The 15,057-nt window shown below is 52.4% G+C and carries 10 protein-coding genes and 1 pseudogene; 5 read left to right on the forward strand and 6 right to left on the reverse strand.

Translation table 11 applies throughout. The annotated features are described in order from the left end of the window. Nucleotides 1-379: 379 nt before the first annotated feature. On the forward strand, nt 380-1,195 hold the full coding sequence (locus GP475_RS04380) for an NYN domain-containing protein (protein ID WP_187975422.1): 816 nt from the start codon (nt 380-382) through the stop codon (nt 1,193-1,195). 597 nt (nt 1,196-1,792) lie between these two features. Here the strand turns inward: GP475_RS04380 and GP475_RS04385 are convergent. The 6 genes from GP475_RS04385 to GP475_RS04410 form a co-directional block, all read right to left on the reverse strand. Continuing rightward, entirely contained in the window at nt 1,793-2,413 is a 621-nt protein-coding gene (locus GP475_RS04385; protein WP_187975423.1) for a response regulator transcription factor, read from the reverse strand. After that, complete coding sequence (locus GP475_RS04390; RefSeq protein WP_187975424.1) at nt 2,406-3,470, reverse strand: sensor histidine kinase; 1,065 nt, start codon at nt 3,468-3,470, stop codon at nt 2,406-2,408. The genes GP475_RS04385 and GP475_RS04390 overlap by 8 nt, the downstream gene beginning before the upstream one ends. 53 nt (nt 3,471-3,523) lie before the next feature. Beyond that, nucleotides 3,524-4,300 carry an ABC transporter permease gene (locus tag GP475_RS04395; protein ID WP_187975425.1) on the reverse strand — a complete coding sequence of 259 codons (777 nt, stop codon included), beginning with the start codon at nt 4,298-4,300 and terminating at the stop codon, nt 3,524-3,526. Continuing rightward, entirely contained in the window at nt 4,300-5,226 is a 927-nt protein-coding gene (locus GP475_RS04400; RefSeq protein ID WP_187975426.1) for an ABC transporter ATP-binding protein, read from the reverse strand. Before GP475_RS04400 ends, GP475_RS04395 begins: the two co-directional genes overlap by 1 nt. Before the next feature lie 768 nt (nt 5,227-5,994). Further along, nucleotides 5,995-6,435: a DUF2871 domain-containing protein gene (locus GP475_RS04405; RefSeq protein WP_187975427.1), complete on the reverse strand. Its 441-nt coding sequence runs from the start codon at nt 6,433-6,435 to the stop codon at nt 5,995-5,997. 47 nt (nt 6,436-6,482) lie between these two features. Beyond that, a complete protein-coding gene (locus GP475_RS04410) occupies nt 6,483-7,691 on the reverse strand; it encodes an MFS transporter (RefSeq protein ID WP_187975428.1) in 1,209 nt (402 codons plus the stop codon). 305 nt (nt 7,692-7,996) lie between these two features. Here GP475_RS04410 and GP475_RS04415 point away from each other — a divergent pair, with 305 nt between their 5' ends. The 4 genes and pseudogenes from GP475_RS04415 to nrfD all read left to right on the forward strand — a co-directional run bounded on the left by GP475_RS04415 (nt 7,997) and on the right by nrfD (nt 15,048). After that, nucleotides 7,997-9,436, forward strand: a complete 1,440-nt coding sequence (locus GP475_RS04415) for a GuaB1 family IMP dehydrogenase-related protein (RefSeq protein WP_187975429.1) — start codon at nt 7,997-7,999, stop codon at nt 9,434-9,436. 85 nt (nt 9,437-9,521) lie between these two features. Next, a pseudogene (gene fdnG, locus GP475_RS04425) lies at nt 9,522-12,707 on the forward strand (formate dehydrogenase-N subunit alpha); the annotation flags it as partial. Between the two features lie 167 nt (nt 12,708-12,874). Then, nucleotides 12,875-13,966: a 4Fe-4S dicluster domain-containing protein gene (locus GP475_RS04430; RefSeq protein ID WP_223144680.1), complete on the forward strand. Its 1,092-nt coding sequence runs from the start codon at nt 12,875-12,877 to the stop codon at nt 13,964-13,966. Beyond that, nucleotides 13,963-15,048, forward strand: coding sequence for an NrfD/PsrC family molybdoenzyme membrane anchor subunit (nrfD, locus tag GP475_RS04435; protein ID WP_187975432.1), 1,086 nt, complete (start codon nt 13,963-13,965; stop codon nt 15,046-15,048). Before GP475_RS04430 ends, nrfD begins: the two co-directional genes overlap by 4 nt. Nucleotides 15,049-15,057: the final 9 nt, after the last annotated feature.

Genomic DNA, 15,057 nt, shown 5'->3' on the forward strand with positions numbered 1-15,057 from the left:
CTGTGGAATCCAACAGCCTCGCCTGCACCCGAATGAATCAAGGGATTAGGGTTCCGGAGGGTATGCCGGAGTTCGTTGATTATCCCCCCGGCGGGTAGCCGGTAACCCCATTGGGTTGGGTGATTGAGCTTGGCCCGGTGGGTTCTTTTTTGCTTTTTGGATGGCGGTAGATGTCCTAGTCATAATCGGTTGTCGGTGCTGTTACCTGAGTGTGAACCTGTGGGATGATATTGGGGAGTTAATTGGTAGCCACACCGGTGCGTGTGATTGCCAAGATGACGATTAGGAAGTAGAGTGCTGGTTATCAGCTTCCGCCGTTGACCCTCCACCGATCAGGAGTGTGCCGATGACGGGAGCTTTTTGAATATTTAGGATATGGATGAAGAACAAAAAGAGACGTGCAGTGACGCGACAACCCGGTAGACCTACTTATAAGGACAGTCACTTTAAGCGAACGAACACTAGTCGTCCAATTATTACCGCGATTTTAGTTGACGGAGGTTTTTATCGACGCAGGGCACGCAAGCTCTTCGGGGATAAGGAGCCTGAGGATCGCGCCAACGAGTTAGTAGCCTACTGTAAACGGCACGTTAAGGAATCCCAAGCTAGTCTCTACCGCATATTTTATTACGACTGTCTGCCATCAGATAGGGTCATTTATCATCCGTTATTGAAAGAGCAGGTTAACCTCGGTAAATCAGAAGAGTATGCCTGGAATACGCGGTTTCTCAAGGAATTAGTTAAACGTCGTAAAGTGGCATTAAGGCGTGGGGAGGAACTAGAGACCCAGAGTGGTTATCTGCTAAAGAGTGGGCCTCTTAAAAAGTTATGCCGTGGAGATTTGAAGGTAGGTGATCTCACTAAGGAGGATTTTTTCCTAGATATCACTCAAAAAGGTGTGGATATGAGGTTAGGTCTGGATATTGCAACCATGGCTCAGCATGGTCAAGTTAACCAGATGGTTATGATCTCAGGGGATAGTGACTTTGTGCCTGCTGCAAAACATGCTCGGCGATCAGGCATTGATTTCATACTTGACCCGCTTTGGTCGCGTGTATCCGACAAGCTTAACGAGCATGTTGATGGAGTTCGCGAGTGTGTTAACCGCCCACCCAACAATGAATCAGATCCTCTCCACGCGAACTCCCGGCATGGGAAGACGACGACGCAAGAAGAGGCCGACGAAGAGCTTTAGATAGCGGAAAATGCACTTGATTAGTGCTGTTTTCTGTCAAGTTTACTTGTTGTGAGAGCCATTGCACAGCAGCCGAGTAGTAGGACATGTTGATCATAGCTTAGGCCGAGGTACCTGGTACGTACCAGAAATTCTACGGATTCCATATGGATGCTTCCTTTCAATGAGGAAGTCCCGCTCACAGCGAGTAGCGAGGGGTTAGGTTGCAAAGTAGCGTGTCACTACTCATGTCTGGAGGCCTGGCACCGCACCTGCTGGAAGTTGTACTACGAGAAGGCGCAGACGCTGTGGGCTCCTGCTATGTTGTAGGCGACCTGGTTGCGGGTGCGCATGGGTGTTACAGCTGAGTGCTGCTTTCTGGACCCTGATGGGCCTTTATTTGGTTTTCTAGCGCAGCTCTGAGGGTGGAGGAACTCCCAAGAGCGCCGGGATAAGACTGAGAGCGCGCACTATTCTGGCTTAGGTAAAGCGTGTAATTGCGCTGTTCTTTCTCCGTGAAACCGCGTTCTGGCCTCTGTAGCAAGTGTGTGCATCCTCGGCGATGAAAAAGCTTTGCGCATCTTTCCGCATGAGAGAATATGCTGATCTACGAACTTCCTAGATCCAGCCAAACTCCTTAGCGTTGCGCGCCGCCTCGTAGCGATTACTCGCTCCGGTTTTCGCGATGATCGAGGACACGTGGTTACGCACGGTGCCTTGTGTGAGGTGGAGTTGTTTAGCAATTTCTCGGGTATCTGCACCTGTGCTAGCCACGCGAGCCACTTCTATTTCACGTTCTGTGAGAGGGGAGTCTGGAGTGAAAAGTGATTCTTCCGCCAAGGTGGGATCTATCACTCGGTGACCGACATGGACACGGCGCACTGTTTCAGCTAGTTGCTCTGGGGGAGTGTCTTTCACCACGAACCCCCTGGCGCCGGCTGTAAGAGCTTTTTTGAGATACCCTGGCCTCCCAAAAGTCGTGACAATGATGCTTCGGCATGCCAGACCTGCCGAAGTTAGTGCTCCAGCTGCTTCAATGCCTGACATCCCGGGCATGTCGATATCGAGCAAAGCTACGTGCACCTGCTGTGTGCGGACGAGTTCCACCACGTCGCTTCCGATCCCTGTTTCAGCGACCACTTCGATGTCACGCTCCGTGCTCAGTAGTGCAGCCAGCGCTCCCCGCACGAGGGATTGGTCGTCGGCTATGAGTACTCGGATGGTCGTCGTCTCAGTCATCGCCTAGCCGTTCCTTGTTCCCGCTCATCGTCACGAAGACACGAGTTCCCCCGCCGGGGGCTGCTTCGATGGCTACTGTGCCTCCTGCTGCCGCTACCCGCTCATTCATACTCGTTAATCCGTTGCCGCCTTTTCTTTCGTCATGATCGATGCCTACGCCGTCATCCGAAATTTGTAGCTTATCTGCCGTCACACGGATATCCACATGGCTGGCTTGCGCGTGGCGCACAATGTTCGTGGTTGCTTCCCTAAGAACCCATGAGAATAGGGCGCCGTTGGTTCCCACCACTGCTGGCTGGGTGGGAAGGCGGTAAGAAATAGCTGCTGCGTCTAATGCCTGCTTAGTGGCTTCGATTGCTTGAGAAAAGTCGGGTGAATGTAGTTGTGTGACGGTTGAACGTACCTCGGTCAATGCCTTGCGAGACAGGAGAATAATGTCTTCCAACTCTCTACGGGATGCCTGTAGATCAGTCTCGATGAGGTGCTTCAACAATTCAGATTTGAGGTTGATGACCGTGAGCGAATGCCCCAAAAGATCATGGACGTCCAAGGCGATCCGCTCGCGCTCTTTCACCATGTCCAATTGATGCTGTACCTCGGTCAGCTTCTCATCATGACGGGAAAATAGGGCGACGACCAGTACAAAGAGGCAAGAAAAGATGAACGGCCAGACGGATAAGGTTTGACTGGAATAAGAAATCCATGCAATACAACTAATGGTAGCGATGAGAAACAGTGTCCACGGTATAGCGAAACTTAATGGAGCGACAAAACAAGGCAAGGCGCAAAGGAACGGGGTGAAAGCAATAGCGTGAGCCCCCAAAGGCCACATGCTCAGTACCGATAGTGCAACGAGGATCCCCAGCAACAGAGGCCAGCGCTGCGTCGGAGACCACGTCTGTGAATACCTCACTCCAAAAGCGAAGAGGTAAACCGCTATAAATGCTGCGGTAATTGCAGCACCCACCACACGCAGCGAAAGTGGCGTGGATGGTTCTTGCAACCGCGACCATATAGGAATGAGGAGAAATGGTAGCCATATCCCAGCTAGCGCCATGTTAGACAGGTTAAAACTGCCATATGGTTTCCTTTGCGTCCTTACTCGCAAGTTCATCGACGACCCTTATCTCGTTTCCTCAGTAGAACACAGACAAAGATGAACACTAAGGTCCAGCAGATGATGTTAGCCATGATAAACCAGAAAGAATCGTTCATGACGTACGGTTCTGTTTGGGTTTCCTGGATGCCTTCGGTCAACGGCCAGCGTGCCAGGGCACCTAATCCGTACATCGGAGTGTAGCGCCCAATCTTCATGAGCCCTTCAGTCAAGGGCATGAAAACATTGCCAGCGAAAGCCAACAGAACGATCGATCCAGACGCAAGGGACACCGAATTTGCCGTTGGCATAAGCATTCCCCATGCTAGGCCGTAGAAACCGATAGGAACAGCTGTCAGAATCGTGAGGAAATACGATGCAATCCACGCTGCTGCTGGCATGCTCGCGCCGGTAAAGACTCCGGCAATATTGACTGCTGTGACGGGTAACGCCGCTCGAACAAGGATATTCAGCAAGTTAGATATGAGAATTTGTGGTTGTGTCAAGGGGGTGAGTGCTAGCTGCCGACCCCATCCAGTCTCGTGCTCCACCACAGAGTTCGCTACGGCGACGACGCTGCCCGTTGCGCCAGCATACAATGCCATGCCGATCATCACGTAGGCTGCGACATTACCGTTGCCGATCTGTTGGTTGGAGTAATCTTGATTCGCGCCAAACAACAGGTAGAAGAACACGGGCAAAGCCACGGAGAAAAAGAGAGTTGACCAATTTCGGGCAAGGCGGCTGAGGTCATAAACCGAAAATTGCAGGGTACGAATGAGGGTGCTCATTATTTATTCTCCTGTTGGGTGAGTTGGATGAATGTGTCTTCCAAACTGTTGGATGTGATGCGGAGATTCCTTGCCCCCGCCTTGGTGAGTAGAAAAAGAGCTAAGGCATCCGAGTCTTTGGTGCTCATTTTTATCGACTCGCCGAATCTTTCCACTGAGATAACTCCGGGGAAGTGCTTTGGTGGCATGGTTTCTGCAGGGAGGGTGCACTCAATGACGTGAGAGTCTGTCATTGAGCAAATCGAATTTGTGGAGCCGTCGGCAATAATCTGACCACCAGACATGAGCACAATACGATTAGCGAAGTCCTGTGCTTCCTCCAAGTAATGCGTGGCAAAAACAATAGTTTTCCCTCGTTCAGCTTGTACCTGCATTGCTTTCCAGAAGAGGCGACGGTTGCTGGGATCCATGCCAGTGGTTGGTTCGTCGAGGATTATGAGATCTGGGTTGCCTAGTAGAGCCAAAGCGAAACGCAGTCGTTGTTGCTCGCCACCCGAACACTTACCGACGCGCCGGGTACGGATTTCGGTCAGATTGGCTTGCTCAAGAATTTCTTCAATGGGTTCGGGGTGTTGATAGGTGTGGGCAATCATTCGGACTGTAGATTCCACGGTCATATCTGGGAGCAGCCCACCGGATTGCATGACCGCGCCAACGCGTGCGTCCTTCACTGCACTATGCGGGGAGGTTCCAAAGATGCTGACAGATCCTGATGTTGGGGTAGTCAATCCCAAGATAATGTCGATGAGTGTGGTTTTCCCTGCGCCATTGGGCCCAAGCAGACCAATGATCTCACCAGAATTGAAGCTCAGATCGATGCCACGGAGTGCGTGGATAGGGCTTTGGCCCGTAGCGGGGAAAACTTTGGTGAGTTCTTTTATTATCACCAACGGCGTGGCACTGTTGGGATGGGATGAATTGTTCATATTTGCAGTATTTCCAACGCGAGGGAAAACTCGAGAGAATAAAAGTCATTATTTAGCGATGACATTTGTCATGGGGTGTCCCCTATGAGTTTGTGGAGTGTGAAGAGATCACATCGCGAAGCGTTTTGACCGGTCAGATATGTTGTGTCTTAAGAACAAAGATTGACACGAACGCCGTGGTTACTATCAACAAGTGTGGACGTGGTATTTGTGAAGTCTCAACGGATCAGTGATGCCAATATGACGAGAGCGGTCGTTATGGTTCGGGATATAACGCGAGAATATTTCGGCGATCATTGACATCCGCTTGACGAAAATACAGCAGGAAACGGTGAAGAATAGTTGCCAAACTACGGAAAAACTAGTTGCCGAAGTGGGCAACTGTTGACATAAAGCTCCTACGACTAGTGGTAATGGAATTACGCACTATTCATGCAGAACATCAAAGTTCTACATGGACGGAGTTTCACACTACGAAGTAGGTGCCATTGCGTTCGTGGGTGGCATTTGTTGTAGCTCGTTAAGATAGTAGGAGCAATCTTTCACTTGAAACGCATGTACGCGGGTAACCCCAGCACTGTCCCTTATCAACGGCCAGCAGTAAGTTTCCTCTTTAAGCTGTTGATTGAACCAGATCTGCGTCGGACTTAACTGGGGAGCGATATTCTGTTTCCTTATTCCCCAAAATATTGGGTGAGGTTCTCTGTAAAAGGTAGGTGCTTGTCAATTGAGTAACAGAGGTGACATCACGGAGAAAACCGACGGGTTCTATGAATGCGGCGTAGAGCTTCGACGTTGAGTGACTTTGATTCTCTTATGCAAAATGACAAAGAACATGATGAAAGAGATAGTTAGCAAAATATGTCCGACGCCGGCAAGTCCAGACCATGCCGCAGACCAGGCATCACCATGGTTGGTGGCATGAACAATTCCGTTGATGAGCATGAAAGTGATGGTCCATCCCAAGGCAATATTGTGCAGAACAAACCATGCGGTGAACTGGCGATGGGAGCTCAAAGAAAAGGCATAGTCTAACCCCAGGCAAATGAGGAAGAACATCATACCTAGGGTCAAGAGGTGAGTATGGAGGATGTTGAGCTGGGTTTGTCCGCCATCTCCGGTATAGATTTTGGTGAATTCTCGATAGAAAACTCCGGCTAATAAACCCATCCCTAAGTAGGTACAAGCCGCCCAATAAAGCTTCTTCATAATTCTGAGACTAACAGCGCTGGAAGTCCAACCACCCGAAGGTATTGTTAGCGCACTTTCTTTGGTAGCTTGATCTGGTTTCGCCAAAGGAACATCCAGGCAGCACCAAATACGGCGAGACCGCCACAGCTAAGCACCCCGATATGTAGGGTGGCAAGGGCTACGAGCGCGGATATTAAAGACGGTCCGCCGAGTAACCCGACAGTGTTGAAGAGTGCCCAAACTCCGAGGAATTTCGCTCGCCCTTCGGTGGGGGAGAGGTCCGCACCAATAGTCATATTAATTCCGGTGCCGAGGCCATTTCCTAGTGCCATGATGAACATGGATAACCACAAACCAGAGGCGGTGGGGATAAGAACCATGGTGATTAATCCGAGGCCGAAGATACTCAAACAGGAGCATAGGGTAGTGGCGCGGCCCATGCGGTCTTTGATGAAAGCCCCAGGAATCATCAGACACAGTTCTACTGCTGCGCCTAAGGCGATGATGAGAGAGATAGTGGATTTATGCAGGCCTAGCTCTACTCCCCAAAGCTGAACTACCGCGGGCATAGCAGAGCGCGCTAGCCCCAATGTGATGACGCTGATTCCACTGAGAATGACGGCATTCCAGCGAATATCTAGTTGAGAAAGCGGCGGATGAGTGTCGCTCTTCTTATCGGCCGAGGAAGGTTTTTCTCGACCTATCCCAGCGACATCTTCAAACGCCCGTGCCGCCGGAAGTTGGAGGACAATAATCGCAGCCAGAGCGCAGAGTGCAGAGAAAACAAAGACTGACCAGACAGGCCAGATGTAGAGCAACCCAGCAGAGACCATGGGGCCGAGGAGATTTCCTACTCGCATTGTTCCACCAAGAGCGGTCATTCCTCGGCCGAGGTCCTCGGGAGGAAGGACGGTGGCCACAAAAGCTTGTCTGGCGAGGTTCCATAGATCTTGGATCGGGGCTCGCAAAAATAAACCTAAGGCGTACAGCGGTAGTGAGTGCAGCATCAGAGCCACGACGGTGATGCCGGTGACAACAATTGCGGCGAGAGAAGCAACCACCATGGCTCGGGCGTCACCTACTCGGTCGATGAAGTTGCCGGCGGGGACGGTACAGATCAAAGATGCCACGCCCATGAGCGCAACGATTGCGGCGGCTGTGGGTTGGGAGCCCCCGGCTTGGAGACCAGCGATAATGAGGATAGGGGTGGTTGTGCCAATGGCGATGGCAAAAAGAAGCGCGGGAACAATAACGGGCCACCAAATATCCTTCATAGGGGAATAGTGTAGAACCACCATGACCTTGTGATGCGGTTGGATGCGGTTTTGTGGGTGCGGTGGAAGGGAGGATCAGCGGAGACCGGAGCATAAAAACTATTCCAGACAAAGTGAAAAAGTAGACAGTCTTTCTTTACGGGAATACCTTTATTTATTTGCTATTAAATGCCAGGATTGAGGACATGATTAGCGATATTCTTTCTCTGCTTTCTTCGTCCGACAATCTCTCCAGCGTGCTCGACTGGTTTGCTTACGCTCCTGGAATTCTGCCCGCCACCCCATAGAGCACTACCCTAGAGGCCATGGAATTTCTCAATGGCCTGCGTCCCAGTTATGACCTCACCTACGAGGATGTCTTCATGGTGCCTTCGCGTTCTGCGATAGGCTCCCGAATGAACGTCGACCTTCATACTGGGGATGGTACGGGTACCACGATCCCGCTCATCGTGGCCAATATGACCGCCGTCGCTGGTCGCCGCATGGCTGAAACTGTGGCCCGGCGCGGCGGAATGGCTATTTTGCCCCAAGATGTTCCGGCAGATATTGCTGCCGACACAATTCACCAAGTTAAATCATCTCACCTATTTTTTGACACCCCCATCAAGGTTAAACCTCATCACACAGTGGGATATGTCAAACATCTCCTCCCTAAACGCGCTCATGGTGCAGCCATAGTCATCGACCCTGACTCTGATCGCCCGGTGGGGATTATCACCGAAAAAGATCTTCACGATGTGGATAATTTCGCCCAGGTCGGGCGCCTTATGTCCACGGAATTATTGACGTTGCCCGAGGGGATCGACCCTCGTGAAGCATTTGGGATCCTTAACAAGAATTCTCGAAAACTTGCTCCAGTAGTAAAGTCCGACGGACGCTTGGCTGGGATCCTTACCCGGAAAGGTGCGTTAAGAGCTAGTTTGTATGAACCGGCGGTGGACACCCACCACCACCTCCGAGTGGGAGCAGCTATTGGGATTAACGGGAATGTAGAAAGGCGAGCCCGCACTCTGCTCGAGGCTGGTGCGGACACTCTGGTGGTAGATACCGCCCACGGGCACCAAGAAACCATGCTGAAAGCTGTAGAGCGGGTTCGGGCTCTAGATCCCGGTGTCCCGGTAGTAGCTGGCAACGTGGTGACCGAACGCGCGGTCGAAGACCTCGTCAACGCTGGTGCCGATATCATCAAAGTAGGGGTGGGCCCTGGGGCAATGTGCACGACTCGAATGCAAACCGGAGTGGGTCGTCCCCAATTCTCCGCAGTTGTGGAGTGCGCAGAAAAGGCCCAGGAATTAGGAGCACATGTGTGGGCAGACGGAGGAATTCGGCACCCGCGTGATGTTGCCTTAGCCTTAGCTGCCGGCGCATCAAACGTCATGGTGGGGTCCTGGTTCGCTGGAACCTATGAGTCCCCCGGAGATGTTATGTGGGATGCAGATGGTCGGCAGTATAAGGAATCCTTCGGGATGGCTTCCCACCGTGCAGTAGAAAACCGCAACGCATCGACCGAAGCTTTTGAAAAGGCTCGCCGTGAGATGTTTGAAGAGGGAATCTCTAGCGCACGCATATATCTAGAACCAGAACGTGGGGGAGTGGAAGATTTAATTGACAGCATCGTCTCTGGCGTACGGTCATCCTTCACCTATGCTGGTGCCTCAAATATCGAGGAGTTCCGGGTTCGAGCAATAGTGGGAATCCAATCTGCGGCTGGTTTTGCCGAAGGCATGCCACGGTCCACTCGCTGACTTTTCACCTTGTGGCTAGAACATCATTTCTTTTCTAGCCGTGAAAAGGAAAACTCCGCGAGCATTCATTGCTATGATTTTGCCTATGAGTCGCCTTAGCCCGCTTAATTGGCCAGTGCTGCGCCAGCTGCGCACTGGCGATGCTTTTGGGCGTGATACCAATACACGATCTGTGCGAACTGAGGAAATCTCCGCTCGTATTAGTGAGGCTGATCGCGTAGTGAAAAGTGTCTGCCCCTACTGTGCGGTTGGTTGTGGACAACGTGTCTACGTCAAAGATGAGAAGGTCATTGGAATTGAGGGAGATCCTGATTCCCCGATCTCCCGTGGGCGGCTATGTCCTAAAGGGTCCGCTAGTGAGCAATTGGTGAACTCCTCTTCCCGGATCACCACCATTAAATATCGGGCTCCGGGGGCAACGGAATGGACTGAACTCGATCATGACACCGCCATGGACATGATCACTGACCGTTTCTTGGCTGCGCGTCGGCGTGGATGGCAAGATACGGATGATCAAGGGCGACGTCTGAATCGCACCATGGGTATCGCCGGTTTAGGCGGCGCTACTTTGGATAATGAAGAAAATTATCTCATTAAAAAGCTTTTCACGGCAGCCGGTGCAATTCAGATCGAAAACCAGGCGCGAATATGACACTCTGCCACGGTCCCCAGTTTGGGGTCCTCCTTCGGCCGCGGTGGCGCAACTCAGCCGCTGCAGGATATGGCGAACGCTGATTGCATTGTTATCCAAGGGTCAAATATGGCCGAGTGTCACCCGGTTGGTTTCCAATGGGTTATGGAAGCGAAGAAGCGCGGTGCCCGGATTATCCACGTAGATCCCCGATTTACGCGAACATCGGCGGTGGCGCATCGTCACATTTCCATTCGTGGTGGAACTGATGTTGTTCTGCTTGGTGCTTTGATCCGCTACGTCATTGAAAATGACAAGTGGTTCCATGACTATGTAGTCAATTACACCAATGCAGCCATGATCATTAACGATCATTTCGAGGACACCGAAGACCTCGATGGGCTGTTTTCTGGCTATGACCCCGAAACAGGGAAATACGACAATGAAAGTTGGGGCTACGAGCGCAGCCATAATGCCGAGGAAGGCGCACCCTCGTGGCATGTAGAATGCGATGACACCCTTCAGCATCCACGAAGCGTGTTCCAAATTCTCCGGCGTCATTATCAGCGCTATACCACGGAAATGGTGGAAACCGTCTGTGGTATATCTTCGGAAGATTTCCACTACCTTGCGGAAAGTATTTGCGCTAATTCCAACCGAGAACGCACTACCTGTTTTGCTTATGCGCTGGGATGGACCCAACATACCCTTGGGGCCCAGTTCATCCGCACCTGCGCAATTCTGCAGCTGCTACTGGGCAATGTTGGGCGTCCCGGTTCAGGCATCATGGCGCTTCGCGGACATGCCTCCATTCAAGGTTCCACCGACATCCCGACGCTATTCCATCTGCTTCCGGGATATCTCCCCATGCCTGCTGTCACCGAGCAAAATTGGGAGGAATATCTAGATAAGATCTCCAGCGCTGACCAAAAGGGTTTCTGGCAACGTCGCGACGCCTACGCAGTGAGCTTGATGAAGGCTTATTGGGGTGAGAACGCGACAGCCGAGAACAACTGGGGTCTGGACTTTATGCCGAGACTCAGCGGTGCTCATTCCACCTACCACACCCTTCAAGCGATGATGCGTGATGAAGTAGATGGATATCTGGTGTTTGGACAAAACCCTGCTGTTGCCCAATCACATGGTCGGCTGCAAAGGCTTGGCCTTTCTCACCTGAAGTGGATGGTGGTTCGCGACTTCCAAGAAATGGAAACCGCAACATTCTGGAAAGACTCGCCAGAGGTGAAAACCGGGGAGCTCAAGACCGAGGACATCCAAACCGAGGTATTCCTCATGCCAGCGGCAACGCATGTGGAAAAGTGCGGTACCTTTACTCAAACTCAACGCATGGTGCAGTGGCGGTTCCAAGCTCTTCATCCACCTGGCGATGCCACTAGCGAATTGCAGTTCTTCTATGAGCTTGGACGACGAATCAAGGAGAAGATTCAAGATTCTGATGATCCTCGTGATCTACCTTTGAAGTATTTGACCTGGGATTACCCGGTGGATGAGCACGGTGATCCCGATGCTGACGCTGTACTCAAGGAGATCAATGGCTACCACCTAAGTGGTGAAAAAGCCGGAGAGCTGCTCAGCAATTTCGGCGAGATGAAAGCAGATGGTTCCACTTCTGGCGGATGCTGGATTTATGCCGGTGTCTACGCTGGTGGGGTCAATCACGCTGCTAAGAAAACCCCAGGCCAGGAGCAAAATGAATTAGCTATGGATTGGGGCTGGGTCTGGCCGGCTAACCGTCGCCTCCTCTATAACCGGGCGTCGGCTGATCCAGATGGAAAGCCGTGGTCAGAGCGGAAGAAGTATATTTGGTGGGACGAGGACGCCGGCCGGTGGGTGGGCGATGACGTCCCCGACTTCCCGCCCACCTTAGCGCCTGGTCATCAACCTGATCCTGGAGCTGTTGGCCCTGCAGCGCTCTCCGGCAATGATGCTTTCATCATGCAACCAGATGGGAAAGGTTGGCTCTTTGCTCCGACCGGAATGGTTGATGGCCCATTGCCGACACACTATGAGCCGCATGAATCCCCGGTCCCGAATTTGCTGTACCACCAGCAGCAATCACCAACTCGGTTGATTTTCAAGAGTGTTGATAATCTTTCTGCTCCGAATGCCGGTGAACCGGGGTCCGAAGTGTACCCCTATCTATTCAATACTTACCGATTGACAGAGATGTACACCTCAGGTGCTATGACCCGGACTCTGCCTTATCTGGCTGAACTTCAACCTGAGTTATTCTGCGAGGTTTCTCCAGAACTGGCAGATCAGCTTGGTTTAGAACACGGCGGCTGGGCAACGATTATTTCTCCACGCTCTGCCATTGAGGCAAGAGTTCTTATCACCGACCGGATTGAAATGCTCACCGTCAACGGGAAGGATTTCCACCAGATAGGCTTGCCATACCACTATGGACAGTCCGATGCCGTGGGAGAAGTCCGCGGAGATAGCCCCAATGACCTCTTGGGAATCACATTGGACCCCAACGTCAATATTCAGGCCTCCAAGGTCAGTGCCTGCGCGGTCGTTGCTGGACGTCGTCCACGAGGAGCAGAACGAACAGCATTGGTGAAGGAATATCAACGTCGTGCTGGGCTCACACCCGACACCGGAAATGTTCGCGTGACGGCGTCCGAAAAAGCGGAAGCAGAATCAGCTTCTGTGGTAGGCAGGCATAATGCTCAAAGCGTAACTCCGCGCGGTAGCCAAGCAACCCCGTCCACCGAATCTCATCACGTTGAAGGCGGTCCAGCCGGTCAACGCCCCCAGGATCCGACCAAGAAAGAGGAGTAACTGTGGTGTTGCGCTTAAAAGAGTCCGAACACGATCCTGGCTATGACCCACGTCAACGCAAGGCGTTTTTCACCGATACCTCAGTATGCATCGGGTGTAAAGCTTGCGAGGTCGCCTGCAAAGAATGGAACCGTAATCCCGAAGACGGCTATCAGCTAACTGGTATGTCCTATGACAACACCGGTACTTTGTCGGCAAACACCTGGCGGCACGTGGCCTTTGTCGAACAAACTCAAGAGCGGATCACTGAAGCGCGAGAAAGCGGTCGTCAACTCATTGACCTTGGGGTTCCTCAGATGCCGGGGCAAACTAGATCAGCCCAACACCCAGTAGGGGGAGATACTACTCCGCCGGATACTCCAGACTTCCGCTGGCTCATGGCCTCTGACGTCTGTAAACACTGCACTAATGCAGGGTGTTTAGATGTGTGTCCTACCGGTGCATTATTTAGGACGGAGTTCGGGACAGTCGTGGTGCAGACGGATGTCTGTAATGGGTGCGGAACCTGCGTAGCCGGTTGTCCTTTTGGAGTCATCGAACGGCGCTCCGATGGGGTGGTAAAACTTCGGGAAGACCACGGATTCCGAGAAGGCCAAGATTGGGATGCGCCACTAGAAGACACCCGACAGCCTTTTGATATTCGACGCCTTCTTCCGCGGCGCCAACCCAAGGGAGAAGACTATACCCCTGGTCAGAAAGCTCCGATCCCCGATATTGGCGTCGCACGAAAATGCACAATGTGCTATGACCGGTTGAAAGCGGGCGAACAACCGGCGTGCTCGAAGACCTGTCCCACAGAATCTATCCAATTTGGGACACGAGAAGAAATGCTCGCGAAGGCTCGGGCTCGGGTGGCTGAACTTCATGCCCAGGGGATGACTGAGGCACGTCTCTATGGTGCGAATGATGCCGATGGTGTTGGTGGAACGGGATCTATTTTCCTGCTGTTGGACGAACCTGAGGTTTATGGGCTCCCGCCAGATCCGCAGGTGCCTACTGAAGATCTTCCAGGGATGGCGAAGAAAGCTACTCTTGCGGCAGCGGGGATGATCGGGGCAGTGGCCGTCTCGTTCTTGCTAGGAGGAACAAAGTGACCAATCCTTTTGACTCCTACCGGCCGCCTAGTGGCCCACAATTAAGCCGGGCGGAACGTCGTGCTGCGCGGCGCTCAGGGGACGGTGGCAGAGAAGAAAAGATGGTGCCAAAAGTAGAGTTTGAGTCTTACTATGGCACTCCGGTGGTGAAAGCTCCGCCGTGGGAATCCCCCATTGGAATTTATCTTTTCCTGGGCGGAGTAGCCGGAGGTTCGGCGCTTCTTGCCGCAGGTGCGCAGTTAAGCGGCAGAAAAGTTTTACGACGTAACTCTCGGCTTGCGGCGTTCGGGGCAGCGGGTGCTGGCTCTTTGGCGTTGATTGCTGACTTAGGAAGACCGGAACGTCTACTCAACATGTTCCGGGTGTTTAAACTTTCCTCCCCAATGAATATGGGTTCATGGATTTTGGGAGGGTTCGGTGCTACATCTGCTCTAGCTGCCGTAGCAGAGCTAGACACGATCAGTGGCGAAAAGCTACGCGTTCCGCGGTGGTTACGGAAGCTAGTTCACCAGCGTCTTGCCCCGGGTGCAGGGTTAGCTTCTGCGGCTTTGGGTGCTCCTCTGGCCGTGTACACCTCGGTTCTACTAGCTGACACCTCTAATCCGGTGTGGAATGAGCTGAAAAACACACTGCCTTTTGTGTTTGTCTCCTCTGCCTCGCTTGCCTCCGGTGGCTTGGCTTTGGTCATTACACCGCCTGAGGAAGCTCAGCCAGCACGGATCTTAGCCTGCCTTGGGGCACTGTCCGACCTCTATGCCACAAAGCAGATGGAGCATCAGGTTGACCCCACTATTAGAGAAGCTTTAGGCGAGGGTAAAGGTGGAATACTCCTAAACCTCAGCGAGAAGTTTGTGGCCGCTGGTCTGCTCGGCGCCTTATTTGGGGCCGGGAAGCACCGGAAAATAGCCATGGCCTCCGGCATCTCCTTGATGCTGGGTTCTGCCTTAACCCGATTTGGGATTTTGGAAACAGGTTTGCACTCGGTACATAACCCGAAGTACGTTATTGAACCTCAAAAGCGCCGATTAGCTCGACGCCAAGCTGAAGGTGCCATACACGACGGGATCAGTACCGCTGGCTAGGAGGAACTC

Source organism: Corynebacterium poyangense (assembly GCF_014522205.1).
In the GTDB taxonomy this organism is placed as follows: Bacteria; Actinomycetota; Actinomycetes; order Mycobacteriales; family Mycobacteriaceae; genus Corynebacterium; species Corynebacterium poyangense.

What these genes read in the sequence shown, in the direction of transcription:
- GP475_RS04410 (WP_187975428.1), bottom strand. Translation starts at nt 7,691, where the DNA reads ATGAAGGATATTTGGTGGCCCGTTATTGTTCCCGCGCTTCTTTTTGCC.
- GP475_RS04385 (WP_187975423.1), bottom strand. Translation starts at nt 2,413, where the DNA reads ATGACTGAGACGACGACCATCCGAGTACTCATAGCCGACGACCAATCC.
- GP475_RS04400 (WP_187975426.1), bottom strand. Translation starts at nt 5,226, where the DNA reads ATGAACAATTCATCCCATCCCAACAGTGCCACGCCGTTGGTGATAATA.
- GP475_RS04405 (WP_187975427.1), bottom strand. Translation starts at nt 6,435, where the DNA reads ATGAAGAAGCTTTATTGGGCGGCTTGTACCTACTTAGGGATGGGTTTA.
- GP475_RS04380 (WP_187975422.1), top strand. Translation starts at nt 380, where the DNA reads ATGAAGAACAAAAAGAGACGTGCAGTGACGCGACAACCCGGTAGACCT.
- GP475_RS04390 (WP_187975424.1), bottom strand. Translation starts at nt 3,470, where the DNA reads ATGGCGCTAGCTGGGATATGGCTACCATTTCTCCTCATTCCTATATGG.
- GP475_RS04415 (WP_187975429.1), top strand. Translation starts at nt 7,997, where the DNA reads ATGGAATTTCTCAATGGCCTGCGTCCCAGTTATGACCTCACCTACGAG.
- GP475_RS04395 (WP_187975425.1), bottom strand. Translation starts at nt 4,300, where the DNA reads ATGAGCACCCTCATTCGTACCCTGCAATTTTCGGTTTATGACCTCAGC.